The organism is Shewanella sp. YLB-07 (assembly GCF_009377275.1).
Window position 1 is genome coordinate 402,019 of the sequence record NZ_VOQB01000003.1, and the last position, 18,871, is coordinate 420,889.

14 protein-coding genes are annotated in these 18,871 nt (G+C 44.8%); 5 read left to right on the top strand and 9 right to left on the bottom strand.

The genetic code is table 11. The annotated features are described in order from the left end of the window. Nucleotides 1-28: 28 nt before the first annotated feature. From FS373_RS08610 to ompV, 3 genes are all read right to left on the bottom strand, one after another. The gene (locus tag FS373_RS08610) at nt 29-1,084 is read right to left on the bottom strand and encodes an alpha/beta hydrolase (protein ID WP_152829263.1); all 1,056 of its coding nucleotides are present in this window, start codon (nt 1,082-1,084) and stop codon (nt 29-31) included. A gap of 230 nt (nt 1,085-1,314) precedes the next feature. Further along, complete coding sequence (locus tag FS373_RS08615) at nt 1,315-1,770, bottom strand: CC0125/CC1285 family lipoprotein (protein WP_144045442.1); 456 nt, start codon at nt 1,768-1,770, stop codon at nt 1,315-1,317. 20 nt (nt 1,771-1,790) lie between these two features. After that, nucleotides 1,791-2,564 carry an outer membrane protein OmpV gene (gene ompV, locus FS373_RS08620; RefSeq protein WP_144045441.1) on the bottom strand — a complete coding sequence of 258 codons (774 nt, stop codon included), beginning with the start codon at nt 2,562-2,564 and terminating at the stop codon, nt 1,791-1,793. Between the two features lie 547 nt (nt 2,565-3,111). On the opposite strand from ompV, the gene thrS reads away from it, so the two are divergent. Together thrS and FS373_RS08630 are read left to right on the top strand one after the other, a co-directional pair. Then, the gene (gene thrS / locus FS373_RS08625) at nt 3,112-4,299 is read left to right on the top strand and encodes a threonine--tRNA ligase (RefSeq protein ID WP_227992625.1); all 1,188 of its coding nucleotides are present in this window, start codon (nt 3,112-3,114) and stop codon (nt 4,297-4,299) included. A 345-nt stretch (nt 4,300-4,644) separates the two neighbouring features. Then, nucleotides 4,645-5,904 (top strand): glycerophosphodiester phosphodiesterase family protein, encoded by a 1,260-nt coding sequence (locus FS373_RS08630; protein WP_144045439.1) that lies wholly within the window; start codon nt 4,645-4,647, stop codon nt 5,902-5,904. Between the two features lie 101 nt (nt 5,905-6,005). Here FS373_RS08630 and FS373_RS08635 read toward each other — a convergent pair whose 3' ends face one another. Next, nucleotides 6,006-7,292, bottom strand: a complete 1,287-nt coding sequence (locus FS373_RS08635) for a coproporphyrinogen III oxidase family protein (RefSeq protein ID WP_144045438.1) — start codon at nt 7,290-7,292, stop codon at nt 6,006-6,008. A gap of 812 nt (nt 7,293-8,104) precedes the next feature. Between FS373_RS08635 and FS373_RS08640 the strand changes: the two genes are divergently transcribed. Beyond that, nucleotides 8,105-8,413: a protease inhibitor I42 family protein gene (locus tag FS373_RS08640; RefSeq protein WP_185976972.1), complete on the top strand. Its 309-nt coding sequence runs from the start codon at nt 8,105-8,107 to the stop codon at nt 8,411-8,413. A gap of 64 nt (nt 8,414-8,477) precedes the next feature. Here the strand turns inward: FS373_RS08640 and FS373_RS08645 are convergent, their stop codons facing one another. Together FS373_RS08645 and FS373_RS08650 are read right to left on the bottom strand one after the other, a co-directional pair. Then, on the bottom strand, nt 8,478-9,803 hold the full coding sequence (locus FS373_RS08645) for an ammonia-forming cytochrome c nitrite reductase subunit c552 (RefSeq protein ID WP_152829331.1): 1,326 nt from the start codon (nt 9,801-9,803) through the stop codon (nt 8,478-8,480). Between the two features lie 201 nt (nt 9,804-10,004). Next, nucleotides 10,005-11,216 carry an NnrS family protein gene (locus FS373_RS08650; protein ID WP_152829265.1) on the bottom strand — a complete coding sequence of 404 codons (1,212 nt, stop codon included), beginning with the start codon at nt 11,214-11,216 and terminating at the stop codon, nt 10,005-10,007. A 330-nt stretch (nt 11,217-11,546) separates the two neighbouring features. Between FS373_RS08650 and FS373_RS08655 the strand changes: the two genes are divergently transcribed. Then, the gene (locus FS373_RS08655; protein ID WP_152829266.1) at nt 11,547-12,287 is read left to right on the top strand and encodes a phosphatase PAP2 family protein; all 741 of its coding nucleotides are present in this window, start codon (nt 11,547-11,549) and stop codon (nt 12,285-12,287) included. A 112-nt stretch (nt 12,288-12,399) separates the two neighbouring features. Here FS373_RS08655 and FS373_RS08660 read toward each other — a convergent pair whose 3' ends face one another. Then, entirely contained in the window at nt 12,400-13,155 is a 756-nt protein-coding gene (locus tag FS373_RS08660; protein ID WP_144045435.1) for a putative porin, read from the bottom strand. A 456-nt stretch (nt 13,156-13,611) separates the two neighbouring features. Between FS373_RS08660 and FS373_RS08665 the strand changes: the two genes are divergently transcribed. After that, complete coding sequence (locus FS373_RS08665; RefSeq protein ID WP_144045434.1) at nt 13,612-13,812, top strand: hypothetical protein; 201 nt, start codon at nt 13,612-13,614, stop codon at nt 13,810-13,812. Nucleotides 13,813-14,218: 406 nt separating this feature from the next. Here FS373_RS08665 and FS373_RS08670 read toward each other — a convergent pair whose 3' ends face one another. Both FS373_RS08670 and FS373_RS08675 read right to left on the bottom strand, forming a co-directional pair. Further along, the gene (locus FS373_RS08670) at nt 14,219-15,511 is read right to left on the bottom strand and encodes a DEAD/DEAH box helicase (protein ID WP_144045433.1); all 1,293 of its coding nucleotides are present in this window, start codon (nt 15,509-15,511) and stop codon (nt 14,219-14,221) included. Nucleotides 15,512-15,570: 59 nt separating this feature from the next. Further along, nucleotides 15,571-18,627, bottom strand: coding sequence for an EAL domain-containing protein (locus FS373_RS08675; RefSeq protein WP_144045432.1), 3,057 nt, complete (start codon nt 18,625-18,627; stop codon nt 15,571-15,573). Nucleotides 18,628-18,871 lie beyond the last annotated feature (244 nt).

Sequence of the window (18,871 nt, forward strand, 5' to 3'; positions counted from 1 at the left end):
TATTTTTAACCGATATAGCACAATTTTTTTAATTTACTTTCGCTAAACCAAATTGACTAAATTCCTCACTGGTCATCCAATGCTCGCCCTCTGCAGGAGCAGCGTTTAGTGTAAACAAATAAAATGGAATACCTTTTTTACCGAGCATCTTATTGAAGTAAGACCCTTGTTTATGATGACTTTCGTCGGAAAATGGAATATCTAACGCAACTTTTTCATCACCAGCCCAACTATGAACTCCGACCTGTTTATGTAGACTAATTTCAATGTCGCTATTTCTACTGTTAACTAGCCTCTCAACACCTGCTGAGAATAAATCGGTTCCTCCTGAAAATACAGAACCATTAGCACTAACTACAGTGTTCATTCCTCGGTCCCTAATCAGTAGGCCTGTATACATGTTAATATCATCATCACTGGAACCGTCAATGACACTGTCAAAGACGAGCGTCATTTTTAAAGCTGGATCTAAACTATTAACCAATTTTTCTAATTTAAGGTAGGTTGTAAACCCGAGATCAGAACTATCGCCAAACTCAGGGAAAACATTAACAGTTTTCAAAGTAACGCTAGTATCAGTCAAGTCTCGCACCTCAAAAGAAGTAGAGCCTATCGCGTTTATATATTGTGAAAACTCTAATCCCACATCATTTCCATTTAAAGTCGATTGAATAAATGTTAAATCCTCATTTTCACTTCGTTTATCGGCAGAGCAGCTAAATAACTTACTTTCAGTTTGAAAAAACAATTGGCAATACTGAGCTTCCTTCGTATTTTCTAAGGATGGAATAATCATATCTATCTCATCCCCTGTATCATTCTTTATTTTAAGTAAATCAAAAACATTAATTTTACCTGTTTCATCCTTAAAGCGAATTTCTTTCCCATATAACAAAGAAAAATAATCACCACCTACCGATAATTTAAATGAATTTAAAATTTTATGACGCTCTGAAATTATGTTCTCTTTATCCGTGGTGAAATCATAATCGATTTTAGGTTCTTTTAAAGCTGCTGACCCAGTATCGCCACAAGCCGATAGCAATATAATACTTAAACTAAAAGTTGCGATTTTTTTAATCATTTTTATTACCTTATAAAAATTGCCCCCCAAAATAGCAGGCGTTAATGAAGTTAAGTACCATGCCAATCAATGATTTCGATGCCTCATTACCACAATCCATCATCTTGTTAATTTCTGCATAGCAATACGGTTTTTTGTAAATATTATCCAGTGAGTGTCGGAGGTAGTACAAGAAAGGATAGAGTAGAGAGCGCCTGTCAACAGTGGCAGGCGCAGCTTAGTATTGGAAATTAGTCTTCGACATTCACATGGTTAAGAATGTAGTTGGTGTCATACACCCGTGAAGCGGCATTGCTAGGTTTGCTGCTCAGGCCAGTCACTTCGACCACTACCGAGGTCTCTTTATCAATGGTCGAACTACCCCACAGCAGGCTATTGCTGCTGTCCCCTATCCCGAACTGGCCCACAGAGTCGCGATCGGTTTGCTCACGAGTGAAAGTAAAGTAAGGGTAGCCAGCCTGTTGGCACAGCTCTGCCGACTTGCGCATAATGTACTTACGCGCTAATGCCCGATCTGTGCTGGTATTACCCACAAAGCTTATCTGCCAACCATCCGGGGCAATCTGCACGGTTTCAAATCCTTTACCGAAAGACCAGAACTGCTTTTCGGTATCATAGGGAGTTGCACAAGCTGCCAGCATCAAGGCCAGTCCAGCACACACCCATAAGTTTCTTATCGATTTCATCTCTTGGCTCATCAAGTTAGTTAGAAGCTGTAGTTCACACCCAGAGTTGTTACCCACTGGTTACTGCTGTCCACTAAAGGAGAGTCAGCCATGTTGGATGCCAGATGCGAATACCCGGTAGACTGAGTGATGTCCAAGTGTTTAGTGACTGGGATGACCATAGCATAACCCACATTGTAGGCTAGGCTGCCGCTGCCCTGATAAGCCGAACGCTTTGGGGTGACTTCCGAGCTAGATACGCCAGTGTAATAGTTTACGTAGTCTTTGCTGAAGTAGTGCACACCGGCGTAAGGCACCAGAGAGGCAAAGCCAAGATCCATTGGGTGGTAATAGGTGATGTCGGCCTGATAGCCTTTGTAAACACCGGTAACGTCGTGTTGAAATTTAGTCGATAAGGTTCCTTTTCCCAGATGGATATCGGCATTTAAACCCAAATCACCACTAATCTTGCGATCTTTCATGCCTGTTAAAATATCGGCATCGTCGGAGTCGAAACCAGGATTGGCAACCAAAAAGGCGCTGAAATTGACTAGGCTGTCGTTGTCGCCGAAAAAACGGTAGTTAATACCGGCCAGATCTATGTTGAAGTCTTCACCATGGTAGCCTCCGTTCAGGTAGACACCGGTCTTGTGGTCCTGATCTTTATAAAATTCGCTTCCAGTAGCAACGCCGGCACCGGCGAAAAATTGGCCCTGATGGCTGTAGATATTACCGTTGAGAATATAGGTATTGTTTTCTGCCATGGCGTGGCTGGACATCAAGGTTACTGAGATAATTAAGCATAACTTTTTCATTTTTTGATCCTTATTACATCTGTCGAATGACTGTGGAGGCACTATATTCCACTTGCAGACAGGACTCTGTATCCAAATGTAACCTGAGATCGGTTGAGGGCTTGGAGGCCCACTTATAAGACCGTATCTGCTAGATCGCAATGAGTAACAGTGCATCTAACCACTTAGTTATACTGTTTCCTGTTGATGATTCCCCCTCCTTAAAATATACTCGAATTCGTTAACTCTCTAACCCAACAATTTCAATATGTTAATGGCGATAAATGTTAAGTTGGCTGAATATAAATCCAAAATAACAATTTAACTCTTGTCTTTCTTATACAGGTTTTGCTATAACAATAGGAACGAATTAGATCCCCTCGAGGAAAGTAATGAAACGATTAATTGCAGTTGAGATAACCACCACCACATCAACCTAGAGTTGTTGTGTTGGCATTGTAATTACTGATTTATTACGCAAAAAATGGCTAACATGATTTCATGTTAGCCATTTTAGTTTTACCGCGCTTATTTTGATTTCATGTTGGTCTCCACTGAAGAAACGGAGATGTACAAGATGAAAAATGAACACAGAAAAATAGGCAGTGAACTTGAGCTATTTAGCCTCTCGGACTATGCATCCGGCATGGTGTCTTGGTATCCTAAGGGCTATGCAATCTATCGCAAGGTAGAGGCCTACCTCAGAGAGATTCAGGAACAATATCATTACCGCGAGATCCGCAGCCCCATTCTGGCCAACAGCCAATTATGGGATAAATCCGGCCATCTGGAAAAGTTCAGAGACGACATGTTTCTGCTGCAAAATGACGGTCAAGAACAGGCGCTTAAGCCGATGAATTGTCCTTTTCATATAGAGATGTTCAATCAGCTGTGTCAATCCTATCGGGAGCTACCCCTGAGGTTATCTGAGTTTGGTCTGTGCCATCGCAACGAGGCATCCGGAGCGCTGAACGGCCTGTTAAGGCTTAGAAGCTTCAATCAAGATGATGGTCATGTATTTTGCCGTGAACATCAGATCCAATCTGAGCTGATGTCCTTCGTCGAAATGCTTTATCGGGTCTATGACAAGTTCGGTTTCGATGCCGATAGCATAGAGGTCAGCATTTCACTGCGCGCTAATAACAAGGCCGGTAGCGAAGATGCCTGGGACCGCGCCGAGCAATACCTGCAAGATGGCCTCAAGCAGCTCAATATTCCTTTCAAGTTATTACCCAATGAAGGCGCCTTCTACGCCCCTAAGGTGGAGTTTGCCCTGAAAGACTCTCTGGGACGTCAATGGCAGTGCGGCACTTTTCAGCTGGATTTTGTGCTAGCCCAAAGGATGGATGCAACATTTATCAACGAGGAGAGCAAGTCTGAATATCCAGTCATACTCCACCGAGCGGTGCTTGGCTCATTGGAGCGATTTATTGCCATCTTACTCGAGCATTATCAGGGCAGGCTACCTTTGTGGTTAAACCCCAATGCCATCTCTATATTGCCCATCTCAGATAGCCATATCGCCCAGGCCAATGTCGTTTGTAACAGGCTTAAAAGCTTGGGTTACATGGTTAGCCTAGATAAGAGCCAAGATTCGGTAGGCTATAAATTGAGGCAACATTTCAAGCACAAGGGTCTCTATTGCCTCATCATAGGCGATGAAGAAGTCGAACAAGCTAAGGTGACTGTCAGGCAGAAAAAATCCAATGCCAAGATGAGTCTTAAAGACTTCATCAACATTTTGGAGGCCGCCTAGTACCACCACAAATCAGCGACTCCGATATCTGAGCCTTGTTCTAGGTCAGGGTTTGAGTCTGGGCCTGGGTATGAGTCCTACCGAGAGTTTACCCTTTAGTGTAAAAACACGCAGGCAGCGACGTCATATCGACCCGCTGCCATCCTAATCGCTCTCCCCCGAGGCCTATGAATAATCCCTCTCAAATAGATACCACAGGCCCTCTTATCTAATATATAGATATAACGTCATAAATCCTTAGTCATAGCTTAATATTCTCCTCCTAAGCTGACGCAAAATTGAAGGAGGCGACACCTCAAGTCCCTTCCCCCATGAATTGCCCTCTCTAAAATAACGGATGTACCTATGAATAAGAATCACCTCAGGCCCTGCGCGCTGCTACTGACGCTCGCCACAAGCCTGTTACTGACGGCCTGTAATGATAACGACCATACTGAGCCCCAGGAAAAAGTTGCCGCCCAAGTTGGCCCCAGACCTCTGTTTCTAGTGCGTCAGATGCAAGACAGTGAGCTAAAGACACAACTTGAGCAGTGCGCCAGTGACAATTTCTATCGCAGTGACTTCTCCATAGGTCATAGAGGCGCGTCGATGCAGTTCCCCGAGCACACCAAAGAATCTTATCAGGCGGCCATCGACTCGGGCGCCGGCATAGTGGAGTGCGATGTCACCTTCACCTCTGACAAAGCCTTAGTGTGTCGCCACTCTCAGTGCGATCTGGCTACCACCACCAATATACTGGCCATCCCTGAGCTTGCCAGCCAATGCAGTAGCCCTTTCATCCCCGCCGATCCCCTCAATGGCGTAACGGCTAGCGCAAGGTGCTGCACCAGTGATATTACCTTGGCCGAATTTAAAACCTTAAGAGGCAAGATGGATGGTGCCAATACCAATGCCACCAGCGTCGAAGAATATATGGACGGCACTGCCAACTGGCGAACCGATCTCTATTCCGGCAATGGCACCCTGATGACCCACGTCGAGAGTATCGAGATGTTCGACAAGGCAGGCATTAAGATGACCCCGGAGCTCAAAGAGGCCATGGTGCAGATGCCCTTCGATGGTTTTAGCCAGCAAGACTACGCCCAGAAGATGCTCGACGAATACACGGCAGCGGGTATCGACCCGGCTCGTGTCTATCCTCAATCTTTCCATCTCGAAGACATAGAGTATTGGATAGCTAATGCCCCGGAGTTTGCATCTCAAACCGTATTTCTCGATGACAGATACGATGATGCGGGCTTCGATCCCCTAAGTGAGACTAGCTGGACTCCCTCGATGGCGGACTTGAAGGCTCAGGGCGTGGAAATTATCGCTCCGCCTCTGTGGGTGTTGGTCACTCTGGATAACGAAGGCAAGCTAATCCCTTCTGAGTATGCCAATGCCGCCAACGATGCCGGACTGAAGATAATCACCTGGTCACTGGAACGCTCTGGCTTACTGATCGACGGTGGTGGCTGGTACTACCAAAGTATCTCTGATGCCATAGACAATGAAGGCGATGTGTTCGAGTTACTCGATGTATTGGCTAAAGATGTCGGTGTGATGGGGGTATTCTCCGATTGGCCGTCAACCGTCACTTACTACGCTAATTGCACTAGCAAATAATACCAAATGGGGCACAGGCTATTTCTGTGCCCACTCTCTTAACCGTCATTGATACGCTGTGGGTCCGTTTAATCCCTGACTTATTTTATCCAGACTAGTGTTTATATCAGTGGCAACTCCCTCGCCTGCTCCCTGAGATGATCCATGCCGGTGAGAAAGCCGACAAACATCTTCAAGGCGATAAATTGCCCCTGCTCCGTGGTGCGGTAGTTATCACCCCGTTTCACAATGGCCCCGGACGCCAGCAGAAAACTCATCTCCAACGGCAGCGCCTGCCACAAAGACCGCCCTGTATGGGCCTTCAACACCTGATTATCCAGATGTCCGTGCCCCATCATGATCATCAGATAATGCTGTATCAATGCCTTGCTCTCCAGAGGTTTGATGTAACAGGTACCAGATTGGACTCGATCGATAAGCCGGATATAATCGGCGATATCGAAGCTTGAGATGCGAAACTGCTCGCCGAAACGGCCAAAGGCCCCGGAGCCGACACCTAGGCAGTCCTCGCCATCGAGCACGTACTTATTTTGCACCGACTGGCCGAAACTACGACTGAAGGTCCAGGGAAACTCCATCACATAGCGATCAGCCAATGCCTGCTTCGCAGCCAGAAACTGCGGCCATAATTCATGGGCGGGTCCTGCCAAACAGCCGGCCTTCTTACGGTTCTTACCTATGCCAATCGTCAGAGGATAAGTCGTAATTTGATCTGGGTTGAGCGCCATGGTCTGCAACAGGTCTGCGTGCACCGAGTCGGCGGTCTGCATCTTAAAGCCATACATCATGTCCACATTCACCGTAGGAAACAGCTCGATGGCGCGACTAACATACTCGGCCTGTTGCAAGCCGGAGCCAAACTTCTCAAACCTGCCCGTGATCTTGAGTATGGCATCATCGAAGCTTTGCACCCCGATAGACATGCGGTCCACTAGCCCCTTGAGTAACTCAGGGTGTCCCTCTTTGAAATAGATAGGGTCACTTTCACAGGAGACTTCACGGATTGTCGTCAGGCTCTTGATAAGCTCTATGGTCTTTATCAACTCATCTTCGAGGATAGTGGTGGTACCGCCGCCGATATACACGCGGTTAAATCGGTAGCCTTTGGCTATGACCTGGCGTATCTCCTGTCTCAATGCTTGGAAGTATTCTCTGGCCAGAGACTCTTGAAACTTAACCTTATGAAATGAGCAAAACCGGCACAGGGTGTGACAGAAGGGAATATGAATATACAAGGTTTCTATGGGTTTATCCGGAACACAGTCAATTCCAGAGGATAAGGGCACGGCATCTTGTAATGAGAGGGATTGTTTAATACTGCGATTTATCATCCAATCCAGGCTATCTGTGGCCAGATACAGGCGAGTCCTCGAGAGAAAATGCGTCATTTTTGAATACCTTTGAACGAATACCGTTTGCCTCATATTGATCTTGATGAGTGCCAAATGGTGTTAAGAGAGATAAGGAAAATTCAGGGTAATCAAACTGAGGCAGAGAAACTGTCGTATCGACGGGAGATTGATGATTATCTATTGATATTTATTCGTTTTGTCGAGGGGCGCACATTATTTTAACTCTGTGACTCTCGATAACTGCATCTGGGGAAATTTAATCTACACTAGCATTAATATTTAACGGTTAATAATAAATTAATCATGCATATTATATAGACCATTGTAGATATCCAGATACCGTCTTAAAGACTTAGGTTAAATATTATCAAATTTAAAAATAAGTAATTAGACTTAGTACTTTTGTTTTATATACTCTATCGACACCCATGTTTATCAGCATATAAGTATACTACTAATAGATATCACCCCGTATATATTCATGCCTAAAAAAGAGCAGTGTTTTTAATGTGAATATTTAAATACTTAATAAAAACAACTAGAAAAAATAAAATATCACGAGAATCAAACAACCAAAATTAATTATAAAAACAATCAACTAAATATACTACTCCCCCTTCTAATACCAAAAGCATTGATTAATCTAAAGGGAAAACAAAAAATACGGTAATGCAATCTAAAACAACCACTTACCAGTATCATAGGAACAAACCAGAAAGTGAATAATCAGAAAAAACAAACTATACAACTTGACAGTTTTTATTTTAGATACTTAACTTCTCAAGCTGTTTAAACCCAGTAAGAACCAAGTAAAATCAACTTTAAAACTCATGAATAAGGATATTTATATGTTAGCTCCAATTACAGTCAAGATCGGCGAGCCAATAGTCATCACACTCGAGGATAACCCTTCTACGGGTTTCAATGTGTGCCTCACTGAATTACCCAGCTGCATCGCCCTAATAAGCGATGACTACATTCATGGTTCCAACCCCTTGGGCATGGTAGGAGTCCCCGGCACTCGCCGCTTCACTTTTATCGCCACCAAGGCGGGTGAAGGTGCGCTCAAATTTAATAAAATTAAATTTACTCACCCAGAACTCACCATCTTAGATGCCAATCCGATGGAAAATCGCTTCGTGAGTGTCGAAGGATAGCCATGTTTTTTAAAATGCCGTTCACCTCAGGTGAACGGCATTTTGAGCGTATCTCTACCGCTGTTTAGTAACCTCTGGCAGTTATCGGTGACCAGTTCTTTTCGACTTCCTCTTTAAGAAATGCCTGCTTCTCTTTAGTCAGTTCCTCGACAGAGATCCCAATGGCTTGATGGGCCTTCTCCTTGGTGCTGATATCAGGATAGTAAACATGCTTAACCTCCAGCTTACTCAATATCTCTTTCAGCTTTTCACGGGCGTAATTTGCCTGCTCAGTAGCCTTAGCCAGCAGTGCCTTGCCTTCTTGTGGATTGTGAGCATAGAGACCGTGGGATGCCATGGCAAAATCCCAGCGCCACTGAGCATGACGAATGGCCATAATGGCATCGTTCATGATTGGCCAACTCGCTCCGGCTACCCAGGCGGCTTTGGCTTCATAGTGCGCCTTTACCAACACGTTCTCTACATGTCGTGCGGCCTTATCGATGGCTTGCTTGTCTCTGTCTAACGCCTTCTCTATCTTACTTTGACTAGAGTGGCAGCTACTACAGGCCTTATCGAATTGCGCTAGTGCATTACCCACCTTATGGTTAGTATATTCCTTGCCATTTTTATCTGTCGCTGCCGGCATATGACAGGTGATACAGGTGACGCCACGCTTAGCATGCTTGCTGCGACTCCAATGTTCAAATTCCGGGTGGCGGGCCTTTAGAATTGGGGTCTTAGAGATAGGATGGATCCACTCATAGAAGCGACGGGTATCGTAGTACTTCTCAATCTTGTCGGCGTCGTTACCAAATATCCAGGGGATGTTGACCTTATTACTGCTCTCAGGCTGAAAATAATAGCTCACATGACATTGGCCGCAGACCTGAGCGCCTTGCATACTAGTGTCTTGTTTATCGAACGGCAGATGGATTTTAGTCATGGCATCTTGTGCATGAGGCCTGGGCAAAGCTAACTTTTCAGAGCCTTTAACATGACAATCGGTGCAGTAGACCACGCTCTTAATCTCACTGCCGAGGGAGGTGAAGTTTTTCCCCGAAAATCCCTGAACCCCAAGCTCATTCATTAAACGCGGTGCATCGGGCGTCTTACAGGTCCAGCAACTGGCCGATAGGCCTTTAGTTCCCGCTTCAGGTACCACACCGGTTCTCAAGGTATGAGTCACATCGGCTACGGCAAATTGATGACCTCTTGGGCTATGGTATTCCTTGGCGAATGAAGAGCCTGCCCACAAGATGATATTAGCCGGATAATTGGCGAGCATATCTTCGCGCTCAACCTGTTCCTCGGTGGCAGCCCAGCTATCAAACTGAGCAGGAAACTGAGTTTTATCTGCTAACTGCACCGAATCTATTTCAGCATCGGCCAAGGATAGACCTGAGAACATCACGCTCGTCAATAGAGTCACGCTTACTATAGTCCGAGAAATCCGTCTTATCATAAGATTGAATTACCTAAAGTTTTATTACTATCACTAGTCTAGATGAAAGGGGGGAAAGAAGATTCGAGCGCCAGTTAGAAATGATAACCAGCGCTACAATTTATACCTAAATAGGTAGAATTAAATAAATGTATTTAAACTAGCATGTTAACCCGGTTTTCCATCGATACGGGGACGAAATAACACAGGGGTGTAATGCCAGACAAACAGACCGAAGGCGATAAACCAGAGACCAGCGGAGATCCACAACCAAGTCTGATAATGATCCGGCATTAGGGTAGGCATCAGTGCTCTAAATATTGCCGCGAGAGCGATACTGGCAAAGGCTATCGACATCTTAGGTCCTGCATAGATATTGCGACCAGTGTGACCCAAAGAAACCCGAGAGATCATCGACAAACAGATACCTGCCAAGGTTCCTATGGCAAAAAGGTGCAGCAGACTGCGATAAGCCAGCAGGTTATCTATGTTCCAGGCAAGCGCTAGCAAGGTTACAGGTAGTAACAGATAACCTATATGCAGCGACCAGAGCATGGGTTCTTTCAGTGTTTTGTGTGGATTCCAGCGAGCCCATCGTATTAGATGCAGTACCCCAGCCACCACTAATAACCACTGCTCTACAGTCTTAGGTAAAAACTGACCTATGGCCTGGATCACCAACAGTAACATCACCAAGATTAAGGCGTTCTCTAACAGGGGAATAGACTCGGGCTTCTCCTGTTTAATTCGAATAGCGGTAAAGAAAGGAATGACTCGACCACCAACGATAGTGATGAGCAGTGCCATCCACCAGATCATCGCCTGCCAGATATGGTTTGAAAGCGTAAAGTCTCTCTCATTTAAGGCATAGTAACTCAGCAGGTTAATGCACAAGGCCAGAAACAACATGATAGGAAAGCCAATATTGTGCCACTGCTTAACTTTATAGATGCTAGTCCAGAGTTTGAAGGCGGTTAACCCTAAGAAGAGTGAATCAAACAGAGCGGGCACTAATAGCGGAATATCGAAAGGAAGCAAGAGCAAGACACGGGCGGTGAGCCAGCAGAAGAAAGTCACCGCTAAGCCAATGCCAGTCAAGCCGGGTTGATTGGTCCAGTTCTTCACCGCCGTTAGCAAGAAACCAGCGACAATCGCCATGGCGAAGCCAAACAGCATCTCATGGGGATGCCACCAGAGTGGCACTACCTTGCTCCAGAATTCAGTCTGAAACAGGCTGTATTGCGGCATAAACCAGGTGACTAACCAGAGTGGGATATACAAGGCAGCTAAGGTCGCGCCGCCTAAGAAGAAAGGTCTAAAAGCCAATCGCCAAATGGCCGGCGTCTTTTCTGTCACTGCTGGATCATCAATATTGAGCATCAAGGTCACTCCGGACTTAAACAGGCATTATTTATACATCTTTATATTTAGGCCTATTTTATGCCTGAGTCATACACATAACAATCAATATAGTTCTGAATTTAACCTTTATTGTTAAATCTGTGACATGTCCCCTTGAATGGTCTAAATCACTGCTTCTAATCCTAGTACACACCTCTCTGACATTAAGTTATCCGAGCTATATGACATTTTTTTCACTCAAAGCTAATAGACTCACGCAAAGACAAGCTCAAAACGTAACGACATTTATCGAACTTGGATTGATAAATAAGAGCAAGAGTAGCGAAAGTTTAACCCAATGAGCATAAAATGACTTCAACGACTAACCCCAGACATTTCTCTATCAGTAGGCACATTACTTACCCCTTGATAACATTTCTGTTAATCGCTGGCCTGTTCGAATACTTTCAATTCGATCTGTCGATAGCTAAGTTCATCTTCAATATTCAGGGCGGAGTCGATTACTGGCCATTAAGAGATCACTGGTTGACCGAGAATGTGCTGCACGAGGGGGGACGAAACTTTATTATTCTATTAGGCGTGTTACTGCTTTGTATCATAGGCACCAGCTTTAGACGCTCAACATGGTGTAAATACAGGCGCAGCCTGATCTGCTTGTTTATCAGCGTATTAACCAGTATTTTGCTGATAAAATTTGCAAAAGACTTCACACATGTCAGCTGCCCCTGGGATGTGATTCAATTTGGTGGCAGCCTTCCATACGTGCCTATCTTTAACGCCCTACCCGTGGGTGCACAATTTGGTCAATGTTTCCCCGGGGGACACTCCAGCGGCGGTTATGCCTGGGTAGCCTTGTACTATTTTTTCCTCCAGGAAAAACCTGAATATCGTAAGCTAGGTTTAGCCTTTGGTCTCTGCTTAGGTGGACTATTTAGCCTGACTCAGCAATTAAGAGGCGCACACTTCTTCTCCCATGGGATCTGGAGCCTGGCCATATCTTGGTTTGTGGCAACCTTAGTTTATTACTTACTGTTTGTTCGGCCTCGACTCGAAGCACACCAAACCAAAGAGCAGCCCCAGTTGGCTTAGCAGTAATAAAAAGGGCGCAACCTATGGTTGCGCCCTTTAAATAATCTTTCAGACATCATCAGCTAGGTGGCAAATGCCGCAATAGCTGATGCATCAAAGGAGAGTGGTAAGATTAGAAGCGGCCAACCACACCTAAGCCAAGACCGACACCGTCGACATCTGAATCTAGCACTTTAGATATTGCGAAGTTAGCCGAGAAGCTATCAGAGATGCGTAACCAATAAGCAGTACGAATATCAAAAGCATCGTCATCATCATTATTGGTATAACCAGCACCTACAGACCAAGAGTTATTCACGTACCAATCTGCACTGACATTGAACATGTCATCTGAGTCACTATGTTTCCAATTAGCCTGAAGATCGACACCCGCTGTGGATTGAAGCGCGATATAGCTACGTAGCTTTAATCCGTAGCTCTCTTCGACATTGTTGTCACCATCTTGATAGAAAGCAGAGACAGCAGAAGAATCATTGAAGTAATAACCTACTTCTGCGCCATAGGTATTAAAATCAAAGCTGCCAATATCAAATCTTTGGTAGTTAGCCGATACAAACCAGTTTGAATCGAAGACGAAAGTGCCATCGACTCCAATAGTATCCGTATCCAGAGTATCAAAGTTACTGTAGTTAGCGCCAATATTAGACTCTTGAGCCAGGAAGCCATTTAGCGCATATGGGCTCTTGCTCTGGTCAACACCTTTGAAATAGTAACGGTAATACGCATTCCAGATGCCATCACCGACTTCTTCAGAATTAGTACCGTAATTAAGACCGGCTTCATGTTGAAAATCGTTATCTTGTGCAGCAACGGCACTCATACTAGAAAGGCTAAGTAGGATGGCTAGCGCCGTAGTCGTGTGTTTCATCAATTTATTCCCTTATATTGTAGTGCTAGGAGAAAAATAGATGTATAGAGATAATATATGACTATAAAGATAGGTTTTATCAATCCTTGATATTATCCAGAGTCTAATTTAATTACATCAGACTCAGTGCTCTCCTAGCGGCGCACACAATAATCTAAACCATAAAAAAATCAAAACAAAAAAACCATCAAAAGCCAAATAACTTAACCAAACAAGTGGTTTTTACACCATCACCAACAAAATAAAACAACACGCAAACAAATAAATCACAATAAACAAACAAAAACACACTGTTTAAATGTGAGATATTCAATCTCAGATCTAAATAACGACTATAAATGAGTGCAACTCTCTAATGCGCTCAACGGGAAATAGGACTAATATCGAAAGGTGACTCAATATTCGGGCTCAATATTGGCTCGATAGCAAAATCGATACATTCACACTGGAGTGACTATGCATTTGATAATGAAGAGCCAGTTCGATGACTTGAGACTAAACGATGCTCACGAATACAGCGCCGATGATAAAGGCGGCAAGAAGGTGGTGAAAATTTTCAAGGACGGCCAGCTGATCGCTAAGAAAATAGTGGTTAAACGTTCGATACAATACTTCGGTGTCACGGGCGTCGAAGACTTCTTATACCATTCCGAGTAAGTATCTGATCATTCAGCGGGAGTTCAAAGCACTGTAGGCAAGGCGAATGTTTGAAGCTAATAGTTATTCTCGGCAACAAGCTCCTGCGTTGCTCTACCTCCTGCATCCATGCAGTCGTATATCGAGAATATTCAACGTAGCATAAAGGGCTTTGCCCTTTGCTTTAAAGATCAGCCGCACTGCGTGAGGCTCTCAGTGTTTACACTTCTGTGTTACATTGACTTAAAAGGGAATAACCATTTCCTCATCAATGTGCCTTGAATTGAAAAAACTGAGAGTCTCGAACTGACCAGATACTTATATGGAATGGTATTAACTCACTAATACCATCAACACCATAAATAAAAAAACATCCCTGAGCTGTTTTTTCATGTTTATCAGCTGGTGATACCCTTTGGTATACTAGTTAGCGCTTCTTATCCGTTCGACGGCTAGCATAGCTCGACTTAGCACCATCGGCTCGGCTCGACGGTTTGCCCTTATGTTTATTGGCAGGCTTGCCTTTACGTCTCTCAAATTTCTTTTTAGTTGTCGTCACGTCTTGAGTCTCCCGATATCGAGCTGGCAGAGGCGCGCCAAGCTCATACCCGGGCAGAACGATGCGCGGCAACTCAAGCTCAATCAGACTCTCAATCTCATCGAGCATCTCCTCATCGGACGGACAGACAAAAGAGATAGCCCTCCCGGTTAAGCCAGCGCGGCCAGTACGACCTATTCGATGAATATAATCCTCAGCCCCATATGGCAGCTCAAGGTTTATCACCAGAGGCAAGGCTTGGATATCTATCCCCCTCGCCGCTACGTCTGTAGCCACCATGACCCTGAGTTGACCCGACTTAAATTCTTCCAGGGTACGGTTTCTCGCCCCTTGCGTTCTATCGCCATGAAACACGCCACACTTGATGCCGTCTAAGGTTAGCTCACTCTTAAGATGCTCGGCGCTCTCCTTGGTTGTGGCAAAGACTAATACCTGCTGCCAGTTATTACGCCCGATGAGTTCAGAGAGCAGCTCAGCTTTACGGCGTTTATCGACCAGGTAGACCTCCTGCTCGACGCTGGCAGCAGAGCGAGTCTGAGCGACATTAATCCATTGGGGAGAGATCAACATCTTCTCGGCTAATAGCTTCACTTGGTCACTGTAGGTCGCCGAGAAAAAATGCGTTAAATGTTGTGATGCAACCAGAGACTTAACTCTCTCAATATCACGGACAAAACCCATGTCCAACATTCTATCCGCTTCATCTATGATAAGGCTGGTAACGTCAGATAAATTGAGTCCATGCTGGCCGACAAAATCGAACAATCGACCCGGTGTAGCCACTAAAATATCGACACCGGCATTCAATGCCTTACGTTGAGGGTTCATGTTCGCCCCACCATAGACGGCTAATGTCTTTAGAGAGGTAAACTGGCCATAGCGAGTGATATTCTCGGCCACTTGAATAGCCAACTCTCGGGTAGGCGTCAGAATAAGGCCGCGAAGACAAGGCGACTCATACTCTTCCTTGAGTAAGCGTTCTAATAAAGGTAAGGCAAATGAGGCCGTCTTGCCCGTTCCCGTTTCGGCGCACGCCATAAGATCGACCCCGGATAAGGCAACCGGTATGACTTCTGACTGAACCTGTGTGAGTTGCTGATAACCACATTCATCGATGGCATCGATCAATAAGGGGTTCAAGTCGAGGGCGTCAAATTTCATGGAAAACTCACGTGGGATAATAAATGAGCGCGGAGTCTATCAAAAACCGACTTCACTGGCTACGACGATACCTTTTCATGTCCCATCTCTGCGATAGCCCGTATATATTTCTGCTCAAAATCGGCTGCAGGAATGGGTCTTGAAAAAAGGTAGCCCTGACCATAGTCACACCCGGCCTTAGCTAAAAGATTTTTTTGGTACTCAGTTTCGACCCCTTCGGCTATGACCATCATGCCTAGCTTATGTGCCATAACAATAATCGCCTCACACAGGGTCACATCATCGGTATCAGATTCTAAATTACGGGTGAAGGACTGATCAATTTTGAGATAATCAATATCAAATTTTTTCAAATAAGCCAATGAGGAATACCCTGTGCCAAAATCATCCAGCGACACTTGTATCCCCGCATCGCGATAGGCTAATAACTTCTCCGATACTCCCATGCTCGCATCAAGTAACAGGCCTTCGGTGATCTCGACGCAGATACTGTTGCTAGCAAGATTTAGATCTTTTAGTTGCACAATCCAATCTTCGAAGCTGTCCCCCTCGTCTCTAAACTGTATTGGGGATTTATTGATACTGATCTGGATCTCGACGCCAAACTTGTCTCGCCAGTGTGCACTCTGTTTTGCCGCCTGGGAAAACACCCAATTACCTATATCTATGATAAGGCCAGTGTCTTCGGCAACAGGGATAAACTCGCTGGGCGACACCATGCCTCTTTCAGGATGATGCCAACGAATAAGGGCTTCGGCCTTATGCATCTCCCCGGTAGACAGATCAATAATGGGCTGATAAAAAATCTCAAACTCTTTCTTATTCACGGCCTGGCGTAAATCACGGATCAATATCATCCGATAACGAGCTTCTTCCTGCATCGAAGCAGTAAAGTAATGAAAACGATTTCTGCCCAGATCTTTAGCCGCATACATAGCCTGATCGGCATGTTTAAGTAGGCTATCTATCGTTGAAGCATCATCGGGATAGAGTGTAATACCGATACTCCCACTAATATAGGCCGTGTCATTCCCCAGGTTAAAGGGTTCAGATAAACGGGATAGAATATTACCCGCCACCCTATCGACGCCTTTATTATTTTCTATGGCCGAAAGCACGATCGTAAATTCATCTCCTCCCAACCTAGCCACGACATCGGATTCACGTATACAGCTTTTCAGCCTCTTGGCCGTTTCAATCAATAGCTGATCGCCCACATCATGGCCTAAGGTATCGTTGACCTCCTTGAAATAATCCAGATCTAAAAACATCAAGGCAAAGTGTTGGTTATTACGATCAGATTTGAGCAACTCAGTACCCAGATATTCCAGCAACATGCGACGATTGGGCAGTCCCGTCAGAGGATCATAATTCGCCTGTTTCCAGATGATCTGTTCGGTCTGTTTTTTTTCTGTGATATCGGAGAAGAGCGCGACACGTCGATAGACTTCGCCTCGGCTGTCATAGATGGTATTCATCGTTAACCAGACGATATATTCCGTCGCATTCTTATGTTTTAGCCAGAGCTCACCTTGCCACTTTCCAGTCTCCATAATTTGAAAAATCATCTGCTCAAACTGAGATTTATTGGTCCTTTCACATCTTAAAATTTCAATATGTTGGTCGATAATCTCATCTTCCCTATAACCTGTTATCTCAGAAAAAGCCGAGTTGATGGTGATGATTTTCCCCTGACTGTCTTGCACACTCATGGCTTCGCTGGAGTTATTGTAAACAGAAGCCGCTAGCTTTAACGACTCCTCGACCCTTTTTCTATCGGTAATGTCTGTGTGGGTGCCACACATACGCAGGGGTACACCTTTGGCATCTCTGCTGACGACCTTACCACTGTCTAAAATCCAACGAGTCTCTCCCGAAAGAGACACGAGTCGATACTCGATACTATGCTGAACACTCTCCCCTTTTAAATGAGCGTCTATAGAATGCAGCACAGCCACTCTATCCTGTGGATGTATGCCATTTATCCACAACCTCTCGTTATGCTTAAGCTCATCGACACTGCAACCTAATAGCTCCGCACATCGTTCATTCCGGTCGACTCCATTAGTTTTTATATCCCAATCCCATAAGCCTAACTCACTGCTACTAAGCACTAAGGCAAGCTGCTCCTGGCTCGAACGCATCGCCGATTCGGCTTGTTTCTGGGAGGTGATATCCAGCAAGCCTGAAATAATCAGCTGCACCTTATCGTTTATCCTTTGGCAAGCGACGGTCAAGTGGGTATAAACTATGCTCCCATCTTTAGCGACGAAACGTTTGTCCATCTCATACTCATCAATCTCACCTCGCAACATGCGTTCAAACTGAAGTAAATCTGTTTGAAGATCTTCAAAATGTGTCATCTCAACCCAAGTTTTTGTTAACAACTCGGCCTCGGTATATTTCAGCATCTGACAGACCCTAGGGTTCACTTTTACCCAATGCTGATCCACCGTAGAGATGCCAATGCCGATATTGCCGATATTAAACTGCGAGCGAAACATAAAGTCATCTTGTAACTGTATCTTGGCATCGCGTTCTATCTCCAGTCTTCTGGACAGGAGTAAGCCAAGTAAGGTGGTGGCCACTGGGAAAATCAGTAATACAGAAAAGCTCAGCTGTATCAGAATATTAATAGCCATCTCCAGGGGCAGCACAAACATCCAACTTAAACTGATCAGGTGAAGAATAAAGCCAAAAAGATAAAGCTCTTTATAGTTAAGCTCGGCGATCACCGCCTTACGCTTATAGCGCCATAAGCTGCCAAACAGACCCGAAGAAATAATCACTCCTATCCCTGCCCAAACTGCAACGCCTCCCTCCATTAGCCGGTAGGTAGCAGCGATGCAGACGGCGACAAAAGTAGGAAGACCGCCAAAAAACAGGCCCGAAATACCTAAAATCACCGAACGTGTATCGAAAAATATGCCACTCTGGTACTCCCAGGGCGTCATCATAGTCGTGATGGTGATCCCACCTATGATGGCTCCGAGCGATATCCGCCATATGAAAAAGTATTCACTCTGCTGCTTTCTAGGCACGGCATCATAGACAAACACCATAGCTAACAGTAATGCGGCATTCTGTACCAGGGAAAAAATCACTTCTGAATCCATGAGTCGCAGTTTTTCCTCAGTATATTTGGAAGTTTACAGCTTTGAGTGTAGCAGAAGCATACCATTAATGAGATGGGTCAAATTAAGCTCAAAATAGAAGACAAACATAAACTTGGAGTATCTCATTTCCGCCACAGATTTCTTAATTCAGGCTAAAGGAACGAAACAAAAAAAACATATAAATAAAAGTCACCGTCAATCAAAAATGGATTAAGATGGCACGGCAACTTATATGGATATTCAG